Genomic DNA, 24,245 nt, shown 5'->3' on the forward strand with positions numbered 1-24,245 from the left:
ACCTCGGCGAGTAAGTAGCGGGCGGCCGCACCGGGCCGTAACGTGCCCGACATGGCCTTTCGGACGTGGGGCAGGCTGCTGCTCACGGCGCTCGGGGTGAGCGTGCTGGCCGGGGCCGGCCAGCTCGGCATCGCGTACGGCTTCGGCGTCGTACGCCTCGACGGCGCGTTCGTCGACGACTCGGTGAACCGGTGGCCCGCCCAGCTCGCCTGGGTCGGCTGGTTCGCCGCGGTCGCGACGGTCGCCGGGGCCGTCCTCACCGAACGACTCGCCCGCCGGGACACCGCCTCGGCCGGCACCACCGAGGTGCTCTCCATCGCCGGCGTCAGCGGGCTGGGCGCCATCGTGGTCGCTCCGCTCTGCATGCAGCCGGCCCGCGCCGCGGAGCTGGGCGGCAGCGTCGACCCGGTGTGGGCGGTCGGCATCTGCGCGATCCTCGGCGCGGTGGTCGGGGCGGGCGCGGCGATCGCCGTGCTGCTCAGGCCACCGTTCGGCTGGAGCATCGTGCTGACCGCCGCGGCCGTCTGGTTGCTCGCCCTGGTCTCCGTCGCGCCGTCGGTCGCGTCCACCGGCACGCTGCCCACCGTCCGGCTCGGCGTGCTCGAACCGTCCTGGCTGGACCCGGCGGCGGCCCAGCGCCTCGCCATGCTGCTGCTGCCCACGCTGGCCCTGCTTGCCGGCGCGGCGGTCGGCGCGCTGGCCCGCCGCGCCGGCTACCTGCCGGTGGTCGGCGGCGCGGCCGGGGCCGCCGGCCCGGTCCTGCTGGCCTTCGCCTACCTGACCGCCGGGCCCGGCACCGCGGCCGACCGCTACCAGCTCGCGCCCTACTACGGCGCGCTGATCGCGGTCGCCGCCGGAGCGCTCGGCTCGACCGCCACCACGGTGCTGCCCCGACCGGTGACCACGGCCGCCGGGCCCGACGCCATCGAACCGACCGACATCCTTCAGCCCCTGCCGCCGTCGCCGGCCACCCACGACGCGACCCCCCCGGCTTCCACCACCCCGGCGACCGCGCGCGCCGTCGGAGCGCCGAGCCCCGCGCACTGGGACTGGCCGGCCGCCGGCGGGCTCACCCCCGCGCCCGTACCGGCCGGACTCACCCGCCGGCCCCTCGGCCGCCCCGGGCCCGAGCGGCCGGCCGACCGGGACGAGCCGACCCATGGGTACGGGTCGGTTCCCGCCGGTGAGCGGTCTGAGCTCGCGGCCGAGGGGTCGGGTCCTGCCGTTGAGGGGTCGGGTCCTGCTGTTGAGGGGTCGGGGCTCGCCGCCGAGGGGCCGGGGCTCGCCGGGAAGGGTGCGGCGAGCGGGCCGGAGGCTGTCCGGCACCCGCTCGACGCGATGCCGACCGCCGAGGCGTCCCCCTCCGTCGCCGGTGCGGTGACCGGCCGGGCCCCGGTCGCGCACGATGCCGGGCGGCCGGCCGCCGAGCCGGGCGCCACGGCGGACGGGATCACCGCTCGGCACCTGGCCCCGGAGCCCGACGACCGGCCCGCGCAGGCCGACGTGACGCCGGGCGTGGCCCACGAGCTGACCGCGGACCGGCCCCGATTCGAGCCGGCCTTCTCCGCGGAGCAGGGTCCGGACGTCGCGCGTCGGGACCGGTCGGACGACAGCGGCCCCGGTCAGCTCCCCGGATCGCCGCCCCCGGGACGGCGGACCTCCGCCATCGACGTGCTGGCCGCCGGTCGTCCGACCCCGCCGGTCGAGCCGGACCCGGTCACGCCGCCCGCCCCGAGCGCAGAGCCGCCGCACCCGGCCGCAGCGTCCGCCGAGGCCACGACGGCGACCCACCGGAGCGAAGCCTCGTCCGTGGACCCGGGCCCCGTGACGCCGTCCGCCCCGACAACCAGATCGGCCCACCGGGCGACAGCTCACGCCGAGGCGACGGGGGCACCCGGCCGGACGGACGCGCGGCCCGTGGCCCCTGACCCGGCGCCGGACCGGCCGGAATCCCAGTCCGTAGCCCCTGGTTCGGCGCCGGACCGGACGGAGGCGCCGTCCGTCGCGCCGAACCCGGCACCGGACCGGACGGAGGCGGCGGCCGCGGCGGAACGCCAGGTGGCCGTAGCCGCCCCCGCCGAGCCGGCGACCGAGGCGGCCCCGACGCGGGCCACGCGATCCAAGCGGAGCCGCGCCGCGACTCCCGCGCCGCGCTCCGCGGACCACGCCTCCCGCACGACCCGCTCGGCGGACGACGTGCCCGCAGGGGCTCGCGCGGCCGACGACGTGCCCGCGAAGGGTCGCGCGGCCGACGACGTGCCCGGGAAGGGCCACTCGGCGGGCGATGTGCCCGCGAAGACCCGGCCGGCCGACGGCACGCCATCGGCGACCCGTCCGAAGGCGGCGCCCGCACCGGCCCCCGCGATCGACGATGCGCTCCCGACGGCCGGGTCGACGGGTGACGCCCCGTCGGCGGACCGACCTGCCGGCGACGGCACCCGGGCGGCCGGACCGGAGGCGGCGGGCGAGTCCGCCCCGGCTACGGCCGGCCGCGCCAGGCGCACCCGCAAGCCGCGCACCAGCCGGAGCGCCCCGGAGCAGGCCGCCACCGAGCCGGCCACCACCACATCGGACAGCACCGCCGCACCGACCGCGACCACGCCGGACACCACGGCCGAGCCGGCAACCACCAGGCCGGACAGCACCGTGAAGCGGGCCGGAAGCAAGCGGGACAGCGGCTTCGAGCGGGCCGGCAGCACGCCGGACGACACCTTCGAGCGGGCCGGAACCGCGCCGGTCGTCGCGGAGACGCCCGCGGACGCCCGCACCGGGCCGACCGGCGCGGACGAGCCGGCCCGCCATGTCGGCCAGCGGCACCCGGCCCGCGAGACCCGGGCCGCGGGCGTACCGGAGGCACCGACCCCGGCCGACCCGAGCGGCGGCGGCACGCCGGCCGCGGGTGAACGGCGGAGCTTCTTCTTCGACCCGGAGCCGGTGCCGGCCGAACTGCCCGAACCCCCGGCGTCGCCCCGGCCGCGGATCCCGATGTTCGAGGACACGACCCCGAACAACGTCCGGCCGGCCTGGCCGGTGGCCCCCGCCCCGAACTGGCCGGTGACGCCGCGCGGCACCGAGCAGACCGCGCCGGGCACCCCGACGACCGGCCGGACCGGCGACGGCACCGGCAGCGCTGGCGCCACCCGGCCCGAGCCCGCCCCGCGTCCCCGGCACCGCGCCCTGCCCGACCTGGGCCGGAGCACCGGCTGGGACGCCCTCGCCAACGCCCGCCCCGCCGGCCCGCCCGCCCCACCGCCCACCGGCCCGACCCCGGAGGCCACCGCCCCCGTCGGCGGGACCCCGGAACCGACCGGCCACATCGGCGGGACCCCGGAGGCCACCGGCCGGCCCGCGGAGACCAACGGCTCTCCCCAGCAGTCCACCGGCGGCACCGATCCCGCCCCCGGGGCCACCCGGCCGATCCTTCCGCCCTGGGACGGCCCGGCCCCCGAGGTGGCCGGCAGCGCACCCGGCCGGCACGCCGACCTGTCGAGAGCCGACGCGACCACCGAGGCGGCCGGGGGGAAGTCGAAGGCCCGGCGCAGCCTGTTCCGGCGTAACCGGGGGAAGGGCGCCGAGGCGGGCGAGGCCGACCGCGAGTCCGAGCCGATCGCCGCGCAGGACGAGGAGTACGTCGACTGGGTCGCCGGCCTGGCCTCGGACGACAACGCGGATGACGCCCGGTCCCTGCGTACCGGCCGGCACCACCGCGACTGAGTTCGCCGGGGGCCGCGCCGACCAGCGGCACGGCTCCCCGGCGAGGCTCAGGCCAGCGGCAGGTAGACCCGCGACCCGCCGGCCACGAACTCCTCGGACTTGTCCCGCATGCCGCGCGCCGCGTACTCCTTCAGCTCCTGAGTGATCTTCATGGAGCAGAACTTCGGCCCGCACATCGAGCAGAAGTGCGCGGTCTTCGCCGGCTCCGCCGGCAGCGTCGCGTCGTGGTACGACCGGGCGGTCTCCGGGTCCAGCGCCAGGTTGAACTGGTCCTCCCAGCGGAACTCGAACCGCGCCTTGGAGAGCGCGTCGTCCCAGGCCTGCGCCCCGGGGTGCCCCTTGGCCAGGTCGGCCGCGTGGGCCGCGATCTTGTACGCGATCACGCCCGCCTTCACGTCGTCCCGGTCGGGCAGCCCGAGGTGCTCCTTGGGCGTGACGTAGCAGAGCATGGCGGTGCCGAACATGCCGATCATGGCGGCCCCGATGGCCGAGGTGATGTGGTCGTACGCGGGCGCGATGTCCGTGGTCAGCGGGCCGAGCGTGTAGAACGGGGCCTCGTGGCACCACTCCTGCTGGAGGTCCACGTTCTCCTTGATCTTGTGCATGGGCACGTGGCCGGGGCCCTCGATCATCACCTGCACGTCGTGCGCCCAGGCGATCTTCGTCAGCTCGCCCAGGGTGCGCAGCTCGGCGAACTGCGCCTCGTCGTTGGCGTCCGCGATCGAGCCGGGCCGCAACCCGTCGCCGAGGGAGAACGTCACGTCGTACCGGGCGAGCAGCGCGCACAGCTCGTCGAAGTGGGTGTAGAGGAAGTTCTCCTCGTGGTGTGCCAGGCACCAGGCCGCCATGATCGAGCCGCCGCGGGACACGATGCCGGTGACCCGGTCCACCGCCAACGGCACGTACGGCAGCAGCACCCCGGCGTGCACGGTCATGTAGTCGACGCCCTGCTCGGCCTGCTCGACCACGGTCTCCCGGAACACCTCCCAGCTCAGCTTCACCGGGTCGCCACCGACCTTCTCCAGCGCCTGGTAGATCGGCACGGTGCCGATCGGCACCGGCGAGTTCCGCACGATCGCCTCGCGGGTCTCGTGGATCCGCCTGCCGGTGGACAGGTCCATGACGGTGTCCGCGCCCCACCGGGTGGCCCAGGTCAGCTTCTCCACCTCCTCGGCGACCGAGGAGGTCACCGCCGAGGTGCCGATGTTGGCGTTGACCTTGACCAGGAACGCCTTGCCGATGATCGCGGGCTCGCACTCGGGATGGTTGACGTTGAGCGGCAGCACGGCCCGTCCCGCCGCGATCTCGTCCCGGACGAACTCCGGCGCGACCCCCTCCCGGATCGCCACGAACTCCATCTCCGGCGTGACGATCCCGGCCCGCGCGTAGGCGAGCTGAGTCGGCCGCGTCCCCGCCAGCGGCGTGCCGGCGCCCCGCACCGGAGCGACGTCCCCGCGCTCGGCGATCCACGGCCCGCGCAGCGGCGGCAGCCCCACCTCGGGCTCCGAGCCCGGGCCCGACGTGTCGTAGAGGCGGACCGGCGGGTTGTCCCCGGTCAACTCCACCTCGGCGAACGGCACCCGGATGTCCGGGCGTGACCCCTCGACGTAGACCTTGCGACGTGCCTGCATGACAGCCTCCCTGTCGCTCAAACGGACCAGCCGAAGTGGTCCAGCGGGCCGCGTCCCGCGCCCAGCTCCCAGTGCCGCGCGCCGGTCAGCGCGCGGGTCACGTACTCCTTGGCGGCGGCCACCGCGACCGGCACCGGGTCGCCCGCCGCCAGCCGGACGGCGATCGCCGCCGAGAACGAGCAGCCGGTGCCGTGGTTGTGCCGGGTCGGCACCCGGGGCGCGCGCAGCAGCGTGGTCGCGCCACCACCGGCCAGCACGTCCACCGACTCGCCCGCCCCGTCGACGTCGCCGCCGGTCACCACGACGTGCGCCGGGCCGGCGGCCGCCAGCGCCTCGGCCGCCGAGACCATCTCCTCGACCGTGGTCACCGGGCGTCCGGTGAGGGCCGCGGCCTCCGCGCAGTTCGGGGTCGCCACCTCGGCGTACGGGAGCAGCCGCTCGACGGCCGTCACCACGCCGAGCCGGTGCCCGCTCGTGGCGACCAGCACCGGGTCGACGACCAGGTGGGGCAGCCGGCCCGCCTTCGCCGCCTCGGCCACCGCGTCGGCGACCGCCGGGGTGCCGAGCATGCCGGTCTTCACGGCACGTACGTCGAAGTCGCCCAGCACGCTGTCGAGCTGGTCGCGCACGGTCTGCGGGGGCAGCGGCAGCACGGCGTCCACGCCCCGGGTGTTCTGCGCGGTGATCGCGGTGAGCACGCTGGTGCCGTAGGCGCCGAGGGCGGCGAAGACCTTGAGGTCCGCCTGGATGCCGGCCCCGCCGCCGGAGTCTGATCCGGCGATCGTGAGTGTTGTCCTCGGGGTCACTCGTTGTCCTCTTTGGTTGCGGTGGGGGTCTGCGGCCGACCGTGATCGGCCCGACCAGCCGCTCCGATGAGGGCGGCGGCGAGCTCGGTGGGATCGTGGGCGCGCATGAGGGCGCCTAGTACCGCCACCCCGGCGGCCCCGGCCGCCACGCACTCCCGTACCTGGGCCGGGGTCTCGATGCCGCCCAGGGCGAGCACCGGCACGGGGCTGGTCGTGATCAGTTCGCGGAGCCCGGCCGCGTGCAGGGGTGGCCCGTAGCCGGGTTTGGTCCGCGTCGGGAAGACCGGCGACAGGGTCACGTAGTCCTCCGTGGTGAGTCGGTCCAGCTCGGTGGCGTCGTGACAGGAGCGGCCGACCAGTCCGGCGGCCGGTGGCGGGTACGGGCCGGCGGCCGGCAGGTGGACGGCGTCGCCGTCGAGCGGGTCGGGCCCGGCGACGATCAGCCGGCCGTCGACGTCGGCGAGGATGGCGCGCAGCTCGGCGGCCAGCGCCGCACGTTCGGCCCGGGACAGGTCCTTCTCCCGCAGCACCACCCAGCGCACTCCCCCGGCGACGGCCGCCTCGACGACCTCGGTCAGGGGACGCCGCGCCTGCCACCGGTCGCTGAGCAGCACGACGCCGGACGGCACGGCGTCGCCGGAGATCTTGGAAGGTTCCGGCCCCCTGAGGGGCCGCTTCCCACCAAGATCTGTAGCAGCGGCCGTCACAGGTCGGGCCTTCCCTCGTCGGGGGTGGAGGCGAGGGCGTGGTAGCGGCGGGTGATCCGCCCCGCCCCGTACGCCAGCCGCCCCGCCTGCACCGCGTGCCGCATGGCGGTGGCCATGGCCACCGGGTCGGCGGCCCGGGTGACGGCGCTGGCCAGCAGCACGGCGTCACAGCCCAGCTCCATGGCGAGCGCGGCGTCGGAGGCGGTGCCGATGCCGGCGTCGAGGATCACCGGCACGTCGACGGTCTGCCGGATGAGCCGGATGTGGTGGGGGTTGCTCACCCCCAGCCCGGAGCCGATCGGCGCGCCGGCCGGCATGACGGCCGCGCAGCCCACGTCGGCCAGCCGCCGGGCCAGGATCGGGTCGTCGGAGGTGTACGGCAGCACGGTGAACCCGTCGGCCACCAGTTCCTCGGCGGCGCGCAGCAGCTCCACCCCGTCGGGCAGCAGCGTGCGCTCGTCGCCGATCACCTCGAGCTTCACCCAGTCGGTGTCGAACGCCTCCCGGGCCAGGTGCGCCACCTTCACGGCCTCGGACGCCGTGTGGCAGCCCGCCGTGTTCGGCAGCAGCCGTACCCCGCACCGGTCCAGCAGGTCGAGCAGGCCGCCGGCGGCGCCCGGCGCGGTGTCCACCCGGCGCAGCGCCAGCGTGACCAGCTCGGTGCCGGAGGCGCGGATCGCCTGCTCCAGCACGTGCAGGTTGGCCGCGCCGCCGGTGCCGAGGATGAGCCGGGAGCCGAGGCCGACCCCACCGATCTCGAAGGACATCCGGCTCACCCGCCCTGGGCGGCGCTGAGCACCTCGACCCGGTCGCCGTCGCGCAGCACCGTGGCCGACCAGCCGCCGCGCGGCACCACCTCGCCGTTCACCGCGACCGCCAGGCCGCGCTCCTGGGCGGTGACCGCGCGGACCACGTCGGCGACGGTCGAGCCGCCCGGCAGGTCCTGTCCCGCACCGTTGACGATCAGTTCCACGTGGGCTCCTTCCCGAACCGGTCCGGTGTGAAGGGGGCGAGCAGCGGATCCGGCTCGCCGGTGACGATCAGCTCGGTGACCAGGTCGGCGGTGACCGGGGTGAGCACGATGCCGTGCCGGTGGTGCCCGGTGGCGACGAGCACGCCGGGCCGGCCCGGCAGCGGCCCGATGATCGGCGCGTTGTCCGGGGTGCCGGGGCGCAGCCCAGCCATCGCCTCCACCAGGTCGTACTCGGCCAGCTCCGGCACCAGGTCCACAGCGGCCCGGAGCAGCCGGAGCACCCCGCCGGCGGTCACCTCGGTGTCGGCGCGCTCCTCGACCGTCGCCCCGACCACCACCTCCCCGCCGTCCCGGGGCACCAGATAGATCGACTCGCCGTCGGCGTACCCCCGGATCACGTGCCGGAAGTCCGGCGCGCCGCGGCCGGGCGCGCGGAGCCGGAGCACCTGGCCCTTCACCGGCCGGACCGGCAGCCCGGTCAGCGCGGCGGCGCCGCAGCCGGCCGCGACCACGGTGACCCCGGCGTCCACCTCGGACAGCGGGCCGACCCGGTCCGGGCGCAGCACCGCGCCGGCCCGCTCGGCCGCCGCCCGCAGCGCGGGCACCAGCCGGCGTGGGTCGACCTGGTGGTCGCCGGGGGCGACCGCACCGCCGCGCACCCGCGGGGCGAGCGCCGGCTCGCGGTCGCGCAGCTCCGAGGGCCGCAGCGGCGTGATCGGCAGTCCCAGACCCTGCTGGTACGACCAGAGCCGCCGCGCCTCGGCCAGGTCGTCGGCGGTGAGCCCGACCACCAGGGTCCCGTCGGCGCGATAACCGACGTCGGCGCCGGCCGCGTCGGCCAGGTCGGCGGCGAAGCGGGGCCAGCGGGTGGCGGACTCGGCGAGCAGGCCGGTCAGCGCGTGCTCACCGAAGTACGCCTCGGCGACCGGGGAGAGCATCCCGGCGGCGACGTGCGAGGCCCCGGAGCCGGGAGCGGGATCGTGGACGGTGACGCGCAGCCCCCGCGACGCACAGCGCCACGCGATCGCCAGCCCGACCGGTCCCGCCCCCACGATGGCGACGTCCGGCCGGGTCAGCACGTCAGTGCCGCGATCAGCTCGGCGGTCGTGCGGGCGGGATCGGGGCTGCCGGACAGCGCACCCACCACGGCCACCCCGTACGCCCCGGCGGCCCGCAGCGCCGGCACCGACGCGGCGGTCACCCCGCCGATGGCGATCACCGGCACCTCCACGGCGCCGGCCACCGCGCGCAGCCCTGCGGGGCCGATCGGGTCGGGCAGGCCCGACTTCGTGGTGGTCGCGTGACACGGGCCCACGCCCAGGTAGCTGGCCCCGGCGGCGACCGCCGCGGCAGCGCTGCCCGGCTCACGCGCGGTCGCGCCGAGCACGGCGCCGGCGCCGAGCACCCGGCGGGCGGCCGCCACGGGCAGGTCCTCCGCGCCGACGTGCCCGCCGGCCGCGTCGACCGCCAGCGCCACGTGCAGCCGGTCGTTGACCAGGCACGTCGCCCCGTACGGCCGGCACAGCCCGAGCACCTGCCCGGCCAGCTCGTACGCCTCCCGGTCGCTGGCGTCGTCCTCGACCCGGACCTGGACGACCAGCTCGGCGCGGGCCACCGGCAGGGCGGCGCGCAGCACGGCCAGGGGGTCCCGCCCCGGCCGGGTGTCGGTGATCAGATGCAGTCGTCCCAGGGACGGCACGGCAACTCTCCTCCCTGCGCCGGCATTACCCGGATCAGGTTCGACGGTCGGGGGCTTCCAGCCCCCCTCTCAGCCCGGTGGCACCGGGCTCCCGTGGGTCACTTGCGGGCCTACCGTACGACGTGCGCGCGGATCCGCCAAGGGGCGGGTGGCGAATTTCCCACCGACCGTCCCGCGTGGAGGATGGGGACAGCGGGTGATCTCCCGGTCACGTCATGCTGTCCGGATGCCCTCGCCCGCCCACGTCCCCCGCCGCTTGGCCTTCCTGCCGTTCCGGGGCAGCGCCGCCGTCGCCGAAGGGCTCCTGACCTGGGCGATGTTGAAGGGACCTGCCTGGTGCAGCCTCCTGCCCGACGTGTACGTGCACCGCGACGGCCACCGCCCGACGGACCATCGCATGTGGTGCGAAGCCGTGGCACTACGACTACCGGCCGGCGCGGCGATCGCGGGGCGCAGCGCCGCCTTCCTGTGGGGTGCCGGTCTGCTGGCCCGGGACGCGCCGGTCACCGTGCTGCTGCCCCGGACCGCGCGGATCCGGCCGCATCCCCGCGTGCACCAGGTCCGTTCCGTGCTGCCGGACACCGACCGCACCCGCTTCGCCGGGCTGCCGGTCACCACGGCGCTGCGAACCGCCTTCGACCTCGGTCGGCAGGGGCCGCGGATCGAGGCGCTGGTCGCTGTCGAGGCGTTGCTGCACCGTCGGGTGGTGAAGCTGTCCGCCCTACGCGCCTACGCGGCGGCGCATCCCGGCTGGCCCGGCGCGGCGGTGCTTCGGGAGGTGCTGGCGCTGGCCGAACCCCTGAGCGAGTCACCGATGGAGACCCGCCTGCGGCTGCTTCTGCTCGACGCCGGCCTCGGCCCGCTCACCGCCCAGCACGACGTGCACGACGCGCGGGGCTGCTTCATCGCCCGCCTGGACCTGGCCTGGCCCGCGCTCCGCGTCGCCGTCGAGTACGACGGTGACCACCACCGGGAACGCGCCCACTTCCGCCAGGACATCGCCCGCCTGAACGCCCTCCGCGCGGCGGGCTGGCTGGTCCTCCGCTTCACCGCCGACGACGTCCTGCGCCACCCGGACGCCGCGATCACCCTGGTCCGCCAAGCCCTCCGCGAGCGCGCCGCCCACTGACCGCCAGCCGTCGGTGGAGCGCTGTGGAGGTCAAAACCGCGGGATGACCTCCATAGCGCTCCACTCGCACCCTTGGCGCGGCGGCGGGGCGCGGCGGCGTGGCGGTGGACAGCACGCTGCCCCGGCACCTGGAAGGCGGCGCCGGGGCAGCGGAGGGTGTCTCAGAGGAGGGCGTCGAGGACGTCGAGGTCCTCGTCAGTGGGCTGCCAGGTGCCCGCCTCGGCGTTGGCGCGTACCTGCTCGGGCGTGGTCGCGCCGGCGATCACCGAGGTCACCGCCGGCCGGGCGGCGAGCCCGCCGATGGCCACCTGGAGCATGCTGATCCCGCGCTCGGCCGCGTACGCCTCGATGGCCTCGATGGTGTCCCAGTCGGCGGCCGCGAGGCGCTCGGCGTACCGGCCGCCGCCGGAGAGCCGGCTGCCGGCGGGCGGCTTCTCGTTCCGCTTGTACTTGCCGGTGAGCAGCCCGTTGGCGAGGGGGAAGAACGGCAGCATGCCCAGGCCGAACCGCTCGCACGCCGGGATCACCTCGGCCTCGACGGACCGTTCCACGAGGCTGTAGTGGTTCTGTGCGGAGATGAAGCGCGCGCGGCCCTGGGAGGAGGCGGTCCAGTCGGCGTCGGCGATCTGCCAGCCGGCGAAGTTGGAGTTGCCGAGGTAGCGCACCTTGCCGGCGGTGACCAGGTCGTCCAGCGCGGCGAGCGTCTCGTCGATCGGGGTGCCCGGGTCGGGCTCGTGCATCTGGTAGAGGTCGATGTGATCGGTGTCGAGGCGGCGCAGGGACGCCTCGACCGCCCGGGCGATGTAGCGGCGGGCGCCCCGGGCGCCGTGGTCCGGCCCGTTCAACCCGTGCATGTCCATGCCGAACTTGGTGGCGACCACCACGTCGTCCCGGCGGCCTTTGAGCGCCTGCCCGAGCAGTTCCTCGGAGCCGCCCTGCGGCTCGCCGTAGATGTCCGCGGTGTCGAAGAAGTTGATCCCGGCGTCGAGCGCGGCGTCGACGACCGCCCGGGTGCCGTCGAGGTCGAGCTTGCGGCCGAAGTTGTTGCAGCCGATGCCGACCACGGACACCACGAGTCCGGAGTCGCCCAGCCGGCGGTAGGTCATCTCAGTCACGAGATCCACCCTATGCCGCCGGCCGGGCGGTCAGCCGACGTCCCAGACCGGCTCCGGGGTCTCCACCACCTCGCCGTCGCCCCGGAACAGCACGAACCGGTCGAAGGAGCGGGTGAACCACCGGTCGTGGGTGACCGCCACGACCGTCCCGGCGAACGCGTCAAGCCCTGCTTCGAGGGCCTCGGCGGAGGCCAGGTCGAGGTTGTCGGTCGGCTCGTCGAGCAGCAGCAGGGTCGCACCGGACAGCTCCAGCAGCAGCACCAGGAAGCGCGCCTGCTGGCCACCGGAGAGGGTGCCGAACCGCTGGTCGCCCTGACCGGCCAGCTCGTACCGGGACAGCGCCGCCATGGCCGCGTGCCGGTCCATGCCGGCCCGGTGCTCGTCGCCCCGCCACAGGATGTCGACGAGCGTCTTCTCCATGAGTTCCGGCCGGTCGTGGGTCTGGGAGAAGTGGCCGGGCCGGACCCGGGCGCCGAGGCGGACCACGCCGTCGTGCGTGACGGGCGCGAGTTTCGCCCCGTCGACCGGGATGTTGGCCGGATCCGGGTCGGTGCCGCCGCGGGCGAGCAGGCGCAGGAAGTGCGACTTCCCGGTCCCGTTCGCGCCGAGCACCGCGACCCGGTCGCCGTACCAGAGTTCCAGGTCGAAGGGGTAGGTGAGGCCGTCCAGTTCGAGCTGCTCGGCGATCACCGCGCGCTTTCCGGTCCGCCCGCCGGTGAGGCGCATCCGGATGTCCTGCTCCTTCGGGGGTACGGGCGGCGGCCCGGCCTCCTCGAACTTGCGCAGCCGGGTCTGCGCGGCCTGGTAGCGGGAGGCCATCCCGTCGTTGTACGCGGCCTTCTGCTTGTACATGAGCATCAGCTCGCGCAGCTTCTGGTGCTCCTCGTCCCAGCGGCGGCGCAGCTCGTCGAGGCGGGCGTGCCGGGCCACCCGGGCCTCGTGCCAGCTGGCGAATCCGCCCGGGTGGATCCAGGCGCTGCCACCCTCGACGGCGACGACCCGGTCGGCGGTCTGGGCCAGCAGCTCCCGGTCGTGCGAGACGTAGAGGACGGACTTGCCGGACTCGCGCAGCCGGGCCTCCAGCCAGCGCTTGCCGGGCACGTCGAGGAAGTTGTCCGGCTCGTCGAGGAGGAGCACCTCGTCCGGGCCGCGGAGCAGCAGTTCCAGCGCGAACCGCTTCTGCTGGCCGCCGGACAGGGTCCGCACGGGGCGCTCCCGGGCGGCGTCCCACGGCAGGTCGAGGACGATGGTGGCGACGGTGTCGAAGAGCACCTCGGCGTCGTACCCGCCGGTCTCGCCCCAGGCGGCCAGCGCGTCCGCGTACGCGAGCTGGGCCTTGCCGGCGGTGCTGCTGTACTTGCCGCGGACCTCGGCCGCCCGCATGGCCGCCTCGGTGTCGGCGAGGCGGCGGCCGGCGTCGCGCAGGGCGGGCGGTGCGAGCGACAGCGCCAGGTCGGCGAGGGTCGACTCGTCGCCGATCATGCCGATGAACTGGCGCATGACGCCGAGCCCGCCGGAGCGGGCGACCGCGCCGGTCTTCACCGGCAGGTCGCCGGCGACCATGCGCAGCAGGGTCGTCTTGCCGGCGCCGTTGGGGCCGACGAGCGCCACCTTGGCTCCCTCACCGACCCGGAACGACACGTCGGCGAAGAGCTCCCGGCCGTCCGGGAGGATGTGCCCGACCCCTGCCACGTCCACGTATCCCACGCGGGCATCCTGCCCGAGGGGAGGGCGTGCGCGACACTCGATTACCGGGTGACCCGGAGCACCCGGAAGCCCTTCTGGCTGGCGTGCCGGTCGACCTGCCAGCCCTGCTCGACGAGCCACCGGTGCAGCGAGTCGCCGCCGAGGTGCCGCGCGACGACCAGCCAGGCCACCCCGTCCGGGGCGAGCCGCGGCAACCAGCGCAGCAGCAGCTCGTGCAGCTCCGCCTTGCCGATGTGGATCGGCGGGTTGGACCAGATCTCGGCGAAGGCGAGGTCGGCGGGTACGTCGTCCGGCGCGGCCACCCGGACCCGGCGGGCGGCGCCGACCCGGGCGGCGTTGGCGGCGGTGAGATCGCGGGCCCGCTGGTTGACGTCGACCGCCCAGACGGTGGCGGCCGGCGCGGTGCTGGCCAGTACGCAGGTGATCGGGCCGAAGCCGCACCCCACGTCGAGCAGCGGGCCGGTGGTGTCGGGGGCCGGCAGGTCGGCCTTGCGCAGCAGCACGGCCGTGCCGGGGTCGAGGCGGGTGGCGGAGAAGACGCCGCTGGCCGAGGCGAGGGTGTAGTCGCGCCCGGCGACGGAGAACTCGACCTCACGCGGCTGGGCGGGGATCGTGGGTTCAGCGGTGAAGTAGTGGTCGCCGGTCACGTCGGGCATTGTCGCACCGGCCGGGGGCGGCCCCGGCGACGGTGCGCTCGGCAGGATTCGACGCCACTTCGCCGGAATTTCGCGATATTACCCACGAAAGGGACAATGGCCCCTACTGTAGCCAACATGGTGTATCGGTACGAGTCCGATGAGGACGCCTTCCTGGAGTACCCGAGGCCCGGGTCGGACCCGTCCGGCGCCGCGGCGGCTCCGCCGGCGGGTCCCTCGCCGTCCCGCTTCCCCACCCCGTCGCTGCCACCGCCGGTCCGGCCCGCCCCACCGGCCGTCGAAACGCGCGCCCCGGCCCCGCCGCCCCCGGCACCGGCCCCGGCGCCCAGCCGGCCCGCTCCGCCCCGGGAGCCCGCTCCCGTGCCGCAGCCCACGCCGGCGGCGCCGCCCGCACCACCGGTGCCGCAGCCGACGCCCGCCGCCGCACCCCGACCGGAGATGTCGTCCCCGCCGACGCCCGGACCGGAGATGTCGGCCCCGCCCGATCCCGGCGTCCGGACCACCGATCCGCTGGACCTGTCCCGGTCCCGCCACGCCGAGCCCCGGCGCGGCGGCGGCCGGACCTGGCAGGTGCTGATCGGCGGCGCCGCCGTGCTGATGCTGCTCGCCCTCACCGGGCTGGCCGTCGCCGCCCTCCTGGAGGACCGCACCGCCACGCCGCAGGCCGGCCAGCAGAGCAGCCCGCCGGCGGTGGAGCAGTCCGCCGCGGCCGACGGGCACGACCTGGACTCCCGGGACACCGACCAGGCGGCGCTCACCGCCAAGGAGGTCTTCCCCGGCCAGCAGCTGGTCGTGGCCGACGGGCAGCCGGCGTACCGGGTGCTCAAGACGCACTCCAGCGGCAGCTGCGCGGTCGCGGCCACCGGTGAGGTCGCCGACCTGCTGGTCCGTCTCGGCTGCAACCAGGTGGTCCGGGCCACCCTGCGCTCCGCCGACGGCGACCACCTGCTCACCGCCGGCCTGTTCAACCTGACCGACGTGGCCAGCGCCCAGCGGGCCCGCGACCGGATCCGGCCGATGCTGGACGAACGGCAGGGCCGGTTCCGCGGCATGGCGGCGAGCAACGACACCGAGGTGGTGGCGACGGCAGCCGCCCGGGTGGGCTGGCAGGTCCGCGGCCACTACCTGGCCTACTGCGTGGTCACCCGCGCCGACGGGGAACGGATCAGCTCCACCGACACCAAGGCGCGGGACATCCTGTACGACATGATCGAGGTCTACCTGAACCGGGGCGTGCTGGAGCGCCGGGCCAACGGCGGGGTGGCCAGCCAGCCCACCGCCGGCCCGACCGACGGCACCGCCGGCCAGGACGGCAGCGGCAACTGAGGCCCGACGGCCACGGCCCGTCGTCCCGCACCGGGGCGGCGGGCCGTTCCGCTGTGCTCAGCCCTCGGTGACCGGCACCCGCAGGCGGCGGGTGAGGTCGGCGCGGCGGGCGTACTCGGCGGGGTCGGCCGGGTAGCCGACCTCGACCAGGGCCAGCCCGTGCGCGGGCGCCACGGTCACCTCGCTGGCGCGCTCGTGGCGGCTCAGCAGGCCGGCCGGCCACTCGACCGGCCGGCGGCCGTCCCCGGCCACCAGCATGGCGCCGACCAGGCTGCGCACCATGTTCTGGCAGAACGCGTCGGCCTGCACCGTGGCGACCAGGATCCCGTCCGGCTCGCGCCGCCAGTCCAGCCGGGTCACCTCGCGCAGCGTGGTGGCGTTCTCCTTGCGCCGGCAGTACGCCGCGAAGTCGTGCTCACCCACGAGGCCGGCCGCGGCGGCGTTCAGCGCCGCCAGGTCCAGCGGCTTCGGCCAGGCCAGGGTGTCGGTGCGGCGCAGCGGCTCGGCGCCCCACGGCGCGTCGGTCACCCGGTACTCGTAGCGGCGGAAGGTGGCCGAGAAGCGGGCGTCGAAGTCGGCCGGCACCGCGGTCATGGCCCGCACCCGCACGTCCGGCGGGAGCAGCCGGGCCAGCCGGCGCAGCAGCCGCCCGTCGTGCTGCTGCCACACCTCGGTGGGCAGGTCGAGGTGGCAGACCTGCCCGGTGGCGTGCACACCGGCGTCGGTGCGCCCGGCCACGGTCAGCCCGGTCGCGGTGCCCGCGCCGAGGACCAGGTCGAAGGTCTCCGTGAGCACCCCGGCGACGGTGCGCCGGGCGGGCTGGGCCGCCCAGCCGGAGAAATCGGTGCCGTCGTACGAGACGTCCAGCCGCAGCCGGGTCCGCTCGTCCACCTCGTACCTCCTCATGCCGTCGGGCCCGGCACCCCGCGCGGGGGTACCGGGCCCGACGATGCGGCCTGCGCTCAGGCCTTGTCGTTCTCGGTGGCCTCGTCGCTGTCCTCACGCGCCTCGGCGGTGTCACCGGAAGCGTGCACCGGCGGCTCGGAGTCCTGGTCGGCCGGGGCCGACGCCGGGGTCTCCTCGGCCGGGGCCAGGGCCTCGACCTTGTCCTGCTGCGCGGCCTTGCGGGCGGCGGTCTTCTTGTTCGCCTTCGGCTCGGCGACCTGAAGCTCCTCCACCAGCTCGATGATCGCCATCGGAGCGGCGTCACCCTTGCGCGGACCGGTCTTCACGATCCGGGTGTAGCCACCGTTGCGGTTGGCGTACCGGGGCGCGATCTGGTCGAACAGGGCGTAGACCACGTCCTTGTCCTTGACGACGCCCAGCACCCGGCGCCGCGCGGCGAGGTCGCCGCGCTTGGCCTTGGTGATGAGCTGCTCGGCCAGCGGACGCAGCCGCCGGGCCTTCGTCTCGGTGGTCTGGATCTTGCCGTGCTGGAACAGCGCGGTGGCCAGGTTGGCCAGCATCAGCCGCTCGTGCGCGGGGCTGCCGCCGAGGCGGGGGCCCTTGGTGGGCGTGGGCATGCTTGGTGCTCCTCAGGTGTGGCGGCAGCGCGGACTAGAGCTGCTCGGTCTCGCGGTAGTCGTCGGTGTCGTAGTCGGCCTCGCCGAAGGCGTCCACGACGTGCGCCGGGTCGAAGTTCGGAGCCGAGTCCTTCAGCCCCAGGCCCATCCCGGCGAGCTTCATCTTGACCTCGTCGATCGACTTCTGACCGAAGTTGCGGATGTCGAGGAGGTCGGCCTCGGTACGCCCGATGAGCTCACCAACGGAGTTGATGCCCTCGCGCTTGAGGCAGTTGTAGGAGCGGACGGTGAGGTCCAGCTCCTCGATCGGCAGGGCCAGGTCGGCCGCCAGCTGGGCGTCCTGCGGGGACGGCCCGATGTCGATGCCCTCGGCGGTCTCGTCCAGCTCCCGGGCCAGCCCGAACAGCTCCACCAGCGTCGAGCCGGCCGAGGCCAGCGCGGTGCGCGGGCCCATGGACGGCTTGGTCTCGACGTCGATGATCAGCCGGTCGAAGTCGGTCCGCTGCTCGACACGGGTCGCCTCGACCCGGTAGGTCACCTTGAGCACGGGCGAGTAGATCGAGTCGACCGGGATCCGGCCGATCTCGGCACCCGCCTGCTTGTTCTGCGCCGCGGTGACGTAGCCGCGACCCCGCTCGACGGTCAGCTCCATGTCGAGCCGGCCCTTGCCGTTGAGGGTGGCGAGCTTCAGGTCCGGGTTGTGCACCGAGACACCGGCCGGGGGCTGGATGTCACCGGCGGTCACGTCGCCCGGGCCCTGCTTGCGCAGGTACATGCTGACCGGCTCGTCGTGCTCGGAGCTGACGCACAGCTCCTTGATGTTCATGACGAGCTCGACCACGTCCTCCTTGACACCGGGGATCGTGGTGAACTCGTGCAGGACACCGTCGATCTTGATCGAGGTGACCGCCGCACCCGGGATGGACGACAGCAGCGTGCGCCGCAGCGAGTTGCCCAGGGTGTAGCCGAAGCCCGGCTCCAGCGGCTCGATGGTGAACCGGGACCGGGTCTCGTTGATCGACTCTTCGGAGAGAGACGGTCGCTGGCTGATGAGCATCTTTTCTCTTCTCTTCCGGGGCGCCCGCTATATGACGCCCACGACACAAACTGTTCCGGTGGCCCGCCCCGCGGGGCGGGCCACCGCAACGAGCCCTTACTTGGAGTAGAGCTCGACGATCAGCTGCTCCTGGACCTGGGTGTCGATCACCTGGCGGGCCGGGAGCGAGTGCACGAGGATCTTCATCTGGCTGGGGATCGCCTCGAGCCAGGCCGGAACCGCCCGCGAACCGGCCTGAGCCTGCGCCACCAGGAACGGGGTGAGCTGCTTGCTCTTCTCCCGCACCTCGATGATGTCGTGCTCCTTGACCCGGTACGACGGGATGTCGACCTTCTTGCCGTTCACCGTGAAGTGACCGTGCTTGACCAGCTGGCGGGCCATGTCCCGGGAACCGGCGTAGCCGGCCCGGTAGACCACGTTGTCCAGCCGCGACTCGAGGATCTGCAGGAGGACCTCACCGGTCTTGGCCTGCTTGCCCACGGCCTCCTCGTAGTAACCGCGGAACTGCTTCTCCAGCACGCCGTAGACACGGCGGGCCTTCTGCTTCTCACGGAGCTGGAGCAGGTACTCCGTCTCCTTGGTGCGGCCGCGGCCGTGCTGCCCGGGCGGGAACGGCCGGGACTCGAACGGGCACTTCGGGCCATCGCACTTGCTGCCCTTGAGGAACAGCTTCATCTTCTCCCGCCGGCAACGGCGGCAGTCAGCACCGGTGTAACGAGCCATCTCTCTCTACCTCTCAGACCCGACGACGCTTCGGCGGACGGCACCCGTTGTGGGGCTGCGGGGTGACGTCGGAGATCTGCCCGACCTCCAGCCCGACGGCCTGCAGCGAACGGATGGCGGTCTCCCGGCCGGAGCCGGGGCCCTTGACGAACACGTCGACCTTGCGCATGCCGTGATCCATGGCCCGGCGCGCGGCAGCCTCGGCGGCCAGCTGCGCGGCGAACGGGGTCGACTTGCGCGAGCCCTTGAAGCCCACCTGGCCCGCGGAGGCCCAGGAGATGACCGCACCGGTCGGGTCCGTGATGGACACGATGGTGTTGTTGAAGGTGCTCTTGATGTGCGCCTGCCCGTGGGCGACGTTCTTGCGTTCCTTGCGCCGGACCTTCTTGACGGCGGCTCCGGCACGAGCCTTCGGTGGCATAAGTCTGTGCGCTCCTAGTTACTTCTTGCCGGGCTTCTTCTTGCCGGCCACGGTCCGCTTCGGGCCCTTGCGGGTCCGCGCGTTGGTCTTGGTCCGCTGGCCACGGACGGGCAGGCCCCGGCGGTGCCGGATGCCCGCGTAGCAGCCGATCTCGACCTTGCGGCGGATGTCGGCGGCGACCTCGCGGCGAAGGTCACCTTCAACCTGGTAGTTGGCCTCGATGTGGTCGCGGAGCTGCACGAGCTCCTCGTCCGTGAGGTCCCGAGCGCGCTTGTCCGGCGAGATGCCGGTGGCGGCGAGCGTCTCCAGGGCGCGGGTGCGACCGACCCCGAAGATGTAGGTGAGCGCGATCTCCATCCGCTTGTCGCGGGGGAGGTCCACGCCGACTAGACGTGCCATGTGCGGGCGTACTCCTCGTGATGTTGTGGCGGAGGTGTGGACCCGTCCCACCCCGCTACCGACCGTCCCTGTCCTTCCGGCGCGATCAGCGCCGGCGACCGGGATCGGTCGCTGCCCGAGCGGGCCCCGGCCTCCGACCGGGGGTCAACCACGAGGGGGTACGCGCTGCGTACCGCTCGCGGCTGGGACGAGCTGGTGATGTGTGTCGGGATCTGCCACCCGGGCCGGTCCGCCGCCGCTCGTCACGGTCGGCGGGAACGACTCAGCCCTGGCGCTGCTTGTGGCGCGGGTCGGTGGAGCAAATGATCATGACCCGGCCGTGCCGCCGGATCACCCGGCAGTTGTTGCAGATCCTCTTGACGCTCGGCTTGACCTTCACGGTTGCCTTACTTCCCATCTGGCCCGGAGACGCGACGATGCGCGACCCGGACGTCGAAGACGGACACGGGGACGTCCCGGCCGTCGTCAGGCTTACTTGTAGCGGTAGACGATGCGCCCGCGGGTCAGGTCGTACGGCGAGAGTTCGACGACGACCCGGTCCTCCGGCAGGATGCGGATGTAGTGCTGCCGCATCTTGCCGCTGATGTGAGCCAGCACCTTGTGGCCGTTCGCGAGCTCCACCCGGAACATGGCGTTCGGCAGGGGCTCGATGACCCGACCCTCGATCTCGATGGCTCCGTCTTTTTTCGGCATGTCCTCCGCTGTCCTGACGTCGGTTACTCCGGACGGCCCACAACGTCTTACACGGGCTCCGGCGAGATTCACCGAGCCCGAGCCAGCCGCGGCTCCGACTCCCACCGAAGCGCAGGGTGGGCATGCCGGAGTGGACGCTGTGCGCCGATCAGAAAGTGTACGCCCGCCTGCGCGCCGTCGCCAAACCGACCACCGGGCCGGTCACCTCGACGGAGGAAATTCGCCGAGCCGCACGAGACGGCTGTGGCGCCGGCCACAGCACCGGGCGGGTCACCGGCGCCGGCGACGGTCCCGCCGGGGCCGGCCACGCCGCTCGGCCGCGTTTCCGCCGTGGTCGTGGCCGCCCACCGTGCGCATCAGCAGGAAGAATCCCCACGGCCCGATCGCCCAGACCGGCCAGTAGTGCCCGAGGTGCCCGGAGCCGACCGACGCGAACAGCCAGATCGCGGTGAGGATCGCGGCGACCCGCAGCCACGGCGACCAGATCGCGAGCAGCCAGCCGGTGCCGCGCCCCCGCTCCCCGACCGGTGCGTCGACGGCGCCCACCGGCGCGGACGGCGGCGCCGGGGCCACCGCGGCGCGCTGCGCCGGCGTCGTCCCGGGCAGGTCGGCCACCACCTCGTCCAGGTCGGCGTAGGTCTTCGCCCCGTACGCGCGGACCAGCCGCTCGTCGTACTCGTGCAGGTCGAGCCGGCCCTCGTTCAGGGCCACCCGGAGCCGCTCCGCCGTGGCCTCCCGGTCGGCGTCGGCCGCCCGCATCCCGCTCCGCCCGTCCATGACGGCAAGCATGCCACCGGCGCGCCACCGCCCGGTAACCCCGCTCACCGGCCGCGCACGGGTCGTGAGGCGCACAGCCGGGCGGAAACCGCCCGAGCCGCGCGAGACGGGGACGGACCGGTCAGACCGCCGGGGAATCCGCCGTCTGGCGGGCCGTGACCAGGTCGCCGAGCCGCGCCCGGCCGCCGTCCTCGGCGGTCAGCACCCACACGCCGTCGTCCAGCAGCGCCATCGAGTGCTCGACGTGCACCGCCATCGACCGGTCGCGGGTCACCACGGTCCAGCCGTCGGCCAGCTCGACGGTGCGCGGGGAGCCCATGGTGATCATCGGCTCGATGGCCAGTGCCAGGCCGGGCACCAGGCGCGGGCCCTTGCCCGGGCGCCCGTGGTTGAGCACGTGCGGGTCCTGGTGCATCTCGGTGCCGATGCCGTGCCCGCCGTAGCCGTCGACGATGCCGTACCGGCCGCCCTTGCGGACCGCGCTCTCCACCGCGTGCGAGATGTCGGTGAGCCGGCCCTTGCCGCTCGCCGCACCCCGGGCCGCGGCGGCGATGCCGGCCCACATGGCGTCCTCGGCCACCGCCGCCATCTTCAGCAGGGCGGGCTCGACCTCACCGACACCGACCGTGATGGCCGCGTCGCCATGCCAGCCGTTGAGCACCGCGCCGCAGTCGATCGAGATCAGGTCGCCCTCGCGGAGCACCTGCGTCGACGCGGGGATCGCGTGCACGACCTGCTCGTTGACCGAGGAGCAGATCGACGCCGGGAAGCCGTGGTAGCCCTTGAACGACGGGATCGCGCCGGCCTCCCGGATGGTGGCCTCGGCGATCGCGTCGAGATCGGCGGTGGACACGCCCGGAGCCACCGCCTCCCGCATCCGCCGCAGCGCGCGGGCGACCACCAGACCGGCGGCCCGCATCAGCTCGATCTGCTCGGGGGTCTTCAGCTGGATGTCCAGCTGGGGACGGCGCATGGAGGCGTTACCTTTCGTTGCGCGGAACAGCGGGGCACGTCGCACGTACCCCGCTGTTCGCACTCTATCCGCCGGAGTCCGGCGGGACGTCAGCCGCCGTAGGAGCGGAGGGCGTCGATGGCACGGACGGTGACGTCCTCCACCGGGCCGGTCGCGTCGATGCCGACGAGCTTGCCCTGGGCGCCGTAGTAGTCGACCAGCGGCGCGGTCTTCTCGGCGTACTCCCGCAGCCGGGCCGCGATGGTCTCCGGCTTGTCGTCGTCGCGCTGGAACAGCTCGGCGCCGCAGCGGTCGCAGACGCCCTCGCGCGTGGTGGCGTCGAACTCGATGTGCCAGATCTTGCCGCAGCCCCGGCAGGTGCGCCGGCCGGACAGCCGCCGGATCACCTCGTCGTCGTCGACGACCAGTTCCAGAACCAGGTCCAGCGCGGTGCCGAGGTCGGCGAGGAGCTTGTCCAGCGCGGCCGCCTGCGGCGTGGTGCGCGGGAAGCCGTCGAGGAGGAAGCCCTCACCGGCGTCCGGCTCGGCGAGCCGGTCCCGCACCATGTTGATGGTGACCTCGTCCGGGACCAGCTTGCCGGCGTCCATGTACCGCTTGGCCTCGACTCCCAGGGGCGTGCCCTGGGAGACGTTGGCCCGGAAGATGTCACCGGTGGAGATCTTCGGCACCGAGAGGTGAGCGGCGATGAACTCCGCCTGCGTGCCCTTGCCCGCGCCCGGCGGGCCAACCAGAACGAGTCGCATCTACCGCAGGAACCCTTCGTAGTTCCGCTGCATGAGTTGGCTCTCGATCTGCTTCACGGTCTCCAGACCGACGCCGACCATGATGAGCACAGCGGTGCCGCCGAACGGGAAGTTCTGGAACTGCTGGTTGTCCAGCCAGACGAAGAAGAAGTTCGGCAGGACCGCGACGATGCCGAGGTAGAGCGCGCCCGGCAGGGTGATCCGGCTGAGGATGAAGTCGAGGTACTCGGCGGTCGGCTTGCCGGGGCGGATGCCCGGCACGAAGCCGCCGTACTTCTTCATGTTGTCCGCGACCTCGGTCGGGTTGAACGTGATCGACACGTAGAAGTAGGTGAAGAAGATGATCAGCAGGAAGTAGATCGCGATGTGCTCCGGCGCGCTCGCCTTCACGATGTGGTTCTGGATCCAGGCCTGGGTCTTCCCCGGGTTGTTCTGGTCGAAGAACTGGAGCGCGAGCGTCGGCAGGTAGAGCAGCGACGAGGCGAAGATGACCGGGATGACACCGGCCTGGTTCACCTTGAGCGGGATGTAGGTGGACGTGCCGCCGTACATCCGCCGGCCGATCATGCGCTTGGCGTACTGCACCGGGATCCGGCGCTGGGCCTGCTCGATGAAGGTGACCGCGGTGATGACCAGCAGGACCAGGGCGATGACGAGGAGGAACATCCCCCAGCCCTTGGTGGTCTTGATCTTCCAGCCCTCGCTGGGGAGCCGGGCCGCGATCGAGGTGAAGATCAGCACGGACATGCCGTTGCCGACGCCGCGGTCGGTGATCAGCTCACCGAGCCACATCACCACACCGGTGCCGGCGGTCATCGTCATGACCAGGATGGTCAGCGTCAGCCAGTCCGGGATGCCGGTGCCCCGCGGGACGATCGGGTACTGGTCGCACTGGTTGTTGAAGAGCTGACCCGAGCGCGCCAGCGCCACGAACGCCGAGGACTGGAGGATGCCCAGGCCCAGCGTGAGGTAGCGGGTGTACTGGGTGATCTTCGCCTGGCCGGCCTGGCCCTCCTTGCGGAGCTGCTCCAGGCGCGGGATGACCACGGTCAGCAGCTGCAGGATGATCGACGCGGTGATGTAGGGCATGATGCCCAGCGCGAAGACCGAGAGCTGGAGCAGCGCGCCCCCGGAGAAGAGATCCAGCAGGCCCAGCACACCGGTGCCGCCCTGGATGGTGTCGAGGCACTTCTGCACGTTGCCGTACGAGACACCCGGGCTGGGCAGCGTGGCGCCGAGCCGGTAGACCGCGATGATGCCTACTGTGAACAGCAGCTTCTTGCGCAGGTCAGGCGTACGGAACGCACTGAGAAAGGCGGACAGCAACTTCTTCCTCCTGCGCGACGCGGGCCGCCGGTGATGATCCCTGGCGGAGCGGGGTGGGTGCCGGGCGGACCGCCCGATATCCATAGCTGGGAAGGGACTCTAACAGCCCGATCCCGGTCCGGGCAGATGTGCCCGGCTACATAAAAC

The 24,245-nt window shown here is 73.9% G+C and carries 25 protein-coding genes and 1 riboswitch; of the genes, 3 read left to right on the plus strand and 22 right to left on the minus strand.

The genetic code is table 11. The features are described from left to right. Positions 1 to 51 precede the first annotated feature (51 nt). The gene (locus tag GA0070214_RS13700) at positions 52 to 3,714 is read left to right on the plus strand and encodes a hypothetical protein (protein WP_091262751.1); all 3,663 of its coding nucleotides are present in this window, start codon (positions 52 to 54) and stop codon (positions 3,712 to 3,714) included. 47 nt (positions 3,715 to 3,761) lie between these two features. Here GA0070214_RS13700 and thiC read toward each other — a convergent pair whose 3' ends face one another. From thiC to GA0070214_RS13735, 7 genes are all read right to left on the minus strand, one after another. Continuing rightward, positions 3,762 to 5,345 (minus strand): phosphomethylpyrimidine synthase ThiC, encoded by a 1,584-nt coding sequence (gene thiC, locus GA0070214_RS13705; RefSeq protein ID WP_091262753.1) that lies wholly within the window; start codon positions 5,343 to 5,345, stop codon positions 3,762 to 3,764. 17 nt (positions 5,346 to 5,362) lie between these two features. Continuing rightward, positions 5,363 to 6,151 carry a bifunctional hydroxymethylpyrimidine kinase/phosphomethylpyrimidine kinase gene (gene thiD, locus GA0070214_RS13710; RefSeq protein ID WP_091262754.1) on the minus strand — a complete coding sequence of 263 codons (789 nt, stop codon included), beginning with the start codon at positions 6,149 to 6,151 and terminating at the stop codon, positions 5,363 to 5,365. After that, positions 6,148 to 6,780 carry a thiamine phosphate synthase gene (locus GA0070214_RS13715; protein ID WP_377463211.1) on the minus strand — a complete coding sequence of 211 codons (633 nt, stop codon included), beginning with the start codon at positions 6,778 to 6,780 and terminating at the stop codon, positions 6,148 to 6,150. The genes thiD and GA0070214_RS13715 overlap by 4 nt, the downstream gene beginning before the upstream one ends. Before the next feature lie 74 nt (positions 6,781 to 6,854). Beyond that, the gene (locus GA0070214_RS13720; protein WP_091262756.1) at positions 6,855 to 7,634 is read right to left on the minus strand and encodes a thiazole synthase; all 780 of its coding nucleotides are present in this window, start codon (positions 7,632 to 7,634) and stop codon (positions 6,855 to 6,857) included. Then, positions 7,631 to 7,831, minus strand: a complete 201-nt coding sequence (thiS, locus tag GA0070214_RS13725; RefSeq protein ID WP_091262758.1) for a sulfur carrier protein ThiS — start codon at positions 7,829 to 7,831, stop codon at positions 7,631 to 7,633. Before thiS ends, GA0070214_RS13720 begins: the two co-directional genes overlap by 4 nt. Continuing rightward, positions 7,822 to 8,910: a glycine oxidase ThiO gene (gene thiO / locus GA0070214_RS13730; protein ID WP_091262759.1), complete on the minus strand. Its 1,089-nt coding sequence runs from the start codon at positions 8,908 to 8,910 to the stop codon at positions 7,822 to 7,824. Before thiO ends, thiS begins: the two co-directional genes overlap by 10 nt. Next, a complete protein-coding gene (locus tag GA0070214_RS13735) occupies positions 8,904 to 9,530 on the minus strand; it encodes a thiamine phosphate synthase (protein WP_091262761.1) in 627 nt (208 codons plus the stop codon). The genes thiO and GA0070214_RS13735 overlap by 7 nt, the downstream gene beginning before the upstream one ends. Continuing rightward, positions 9,525 to 9,635: riboswitch (TPP riboswitch) on the minus strand. Its footprint overlaps the gene before it by 6 nt. A 121-nt stretch (positions 9,636 to 9,756) precedes the next feature. Here GA0070214_RS13735 and GA0070214_RS13740 point away from each other — a divergent pair. After that, complete coding sequence (locus GA0070214_RS13740; RefSeq protein ID WP_091262763.1) at positions 9,757 to 10,659, plus strand: DUF559 domain-containing protein; 903 nt, start codon at positions 9,757 to 9,759, stop codon at positions 10,657 to 10,659. A 161-nt stretch (positions 10,660 to 10,820) separates the two neighbouring features. Here the strand turns inward: GA0070214_RS13740 and GA0070214_RS13745 are convergent, their stop codons facing one another. Genes GA0070214_RS13745 through GA0070214_RS13755 form a run of 3 tightly spaced genes read right to left on the minus strand, consistent with a single transcriptional unit; the run spans position 10,821 to position 14,128 of the window. Further along, entirely contained in the window at positions 10,821 to 11,783 is a 963-nt protein-coding gene (locus GA0070214_RS13745) for an aldo/keto reductase (protein WP_208602753.1), read from the minus strand. A gap of 21 nt (positions 11,784 to 11,804) precedes the next feature. Further along, positions 11,805 to 13,481, minus strand: coding sequence for an ABC-F family ATP-binding cassette domain-containing protein (locus GA0070214_RS13750; protein ID WP_091262766.1), 1,677 nt, complete (start codon positions 13,479 to 13,481; stop codon positions 11,805 to 11,807). A gap of 41 nt (positions 13,482 to 13,522) precedes the next feature. Continuing rightward, positions 13,523 to 14,128 carry a class I SAM-dependent methyltransferase gene (locus GA0070214_RS13755; protein ID WP_091263123.1) on the minus strand — a complete coding sequence of 202 codons (606 nt, stop codon included), beginning with the start codon at positions 14,126 to 14,128 and terminating at the stop codon, positions 13,523 to 13,525. Between the two features lie 369 nt (positions 14,129 to 14,497). Here GA0070214_RS13755 and GA0070214_RS13760 point away from each other — a divergent pair, with 369 nt between their 5' ends. Beyond that, entirely contained in the window at positions 14,498 to 15,463 is a 966-nt protein-coding gene (locus tag GA0070214_RS13760) for a hypothetical protein (protein WP_279615656.1), read from the plus strand. Between the two features lie 57 nt (positions 15,464 to 15,520). Here GA0070214_RS13760 and truA read toward each other — a convergent pair whose 3' ends face one another. The 12 genes from truA to secY all read right to left on the minus strand — a co-directional run bounded on the left by truA (position 15,521) and on the right by secY (position 24,098). Next, positions 15,521 to 16,354: a tRNA pseudouridine(38-40) synthase TruA gene (gene truA / locus GA0070214_RS13765; RefSeq protein WP_091262770.1), complete on the minus strand. Its 834-nt coding sequence runs from the start codon at positions 16,352 to 16,354 to the stop codon at positions 15,521 to 15,523. Between the two features lie 71 nt (positions 16,355 to 16,425). Further along, on the minus strand, positions 16,426 to 16,986 hold the full coding sequence (rplQ, locus tag GA0070214_RS13770; protein WP_091262773.1) for a 50S ribosomal protein L17: 561 nt from the start codon (positions 16,984 to 16,986) through the stop codon (positions 16,426 to 16,428). A 34-nt stretch (positions 16,987 to 17,020) separates the two neighbouring features. Continuing rightward, complete coding sequence (locus GA0070214_RS13775; RefSeq protein WP_007073009.1) at positions 17,021 to 18,043, minus strand: DNA-directed RNA polymerase subunit alpha; 1,023 nt, start codon at positions 18,041 to 18,043, stop codon at positions 17,021 to 17,023. Between the two features lie 96 nt (positions 18,044 to 18,139). Continuing rightward, entirely contained in the window at positions 18,140 to 18,766 is a 627-nt protein-coding gene (gene rpsD, locus GA0070214_RS13780) for a 30S ribosomal protein S4 (protein ID WP_091262774.1), read from the minus strand. Positions 18,767 to 18,779: 13 nt separating this feature from the next. Continuing rightward, positions 18,780 to 19,187 (minus strand): 30S ribosomal protein S11, encoded by a 408-nt coding sequence (rpsK, locus tag GA0070214_RS13785; protein WP_076466649.1) that lies wholly within the window; start codon positions 19,185 to 19,187, stop codon positions 18,780 to 18,782. Positions 19,188 to 19,205: 18 nt separating this feature from the next. Further along, positions 19,206 to 19,586, minus strand: coding sequence for a 30S ribosomal protein S13 (gene rpsM, locus GA0070214_RS13790; protein WP_091262776.1), 381 nt, complete (start codon positions 19,584 to 19,586; stop codon positions 19,206 to 19,208). Between the two features lie 262 nt (positions 19,587 to 19,848). Beyond that, complete coding sequence (rpmJ, locus tag GA0070214_RS13795; protein WP_091262778.1) at positions 19,849 to 19,965, minus strand: 50S ribosomal protein L36; 117 nt, start codon at positions 19,963 to 19,965, stop codon at positions 19,849 to 19,851. A gap of 92 nt (positions 19,966 to 20,057) precedes the next feature. After that, positions 20,058 to 20,279 carry a translation initiation factor IF-1 gene (gene infA / locus GA0070214_RS13800; RefSeq protein ID WP_007073013.1) on the minus strand — a complete coding sequence of 74 codons (222 nt, stop codon included), beginning with the start codon at positions 20,277 to 20,279 and terminating at the stop codon, positions 20,058 to 20,060. 270 nt (positions 20,280 to 20,549) lie between these two features. Beyond that, on the minus strand, positions 20,550 to 21,056 hold the full coding sequence (locus GA0070214_RS13805; RefSeq protein WP_244167698.1) for a DUF1707 SHOCT-like domain-containing protein: 507 nt from the start codon (positions 21,054 to 21,056) through the stop codon (positions 20,550 to 20,552). Between the two features lie 121 nt (positions 21,057 to 21,177). Then, a complete protein-coding gene (map, locus tag GA0070214_RS13810) occupies positions 21,178 to 22,029 on the minus strand; it encodes a type I methionyl aminopeptidase (RefSeq protein ID WP_091262782.1) in 852 nt (283 codons plus the stop codon). An 89-nt stretch (positions 22,030 to 22,118) separates the two neighbouring features. Continuing rightward, a complete protein-coding gene (locus tag GA0070214_RS13815; protein ID WP_091262784.1) occupies positions 22,119 to 22,772 on the minus strand; it encodes an adenylate kinase in 654 nt (217 codons plus the stop codon). Beyond that, positions 22,773 to 24,098, minus strand: coding sequence for a preprotein translocase subunit SecY (gene secY / locus GA0070214_RS13820; protein WP_091262786.1), 1,326 nt, complete (start codon positions 24,096 to 24,098; stop codon positions 22,773 to 22,775). Between the last annotated feature and the right edge of the window lie 147 nt (positions 24,099 to 24,245).

Origin of the sequence: Micromonospora chaiyaphumensis (assembly GCF_900091435.1) — a bacterium.
Taxonomy (GTDB): Bacteria; Actinomycetota; Actinomycetes; order Mycobacteriales; family Micromonosporaceae; genus Micromonospora; species Micromonospora chaiyaphumensis.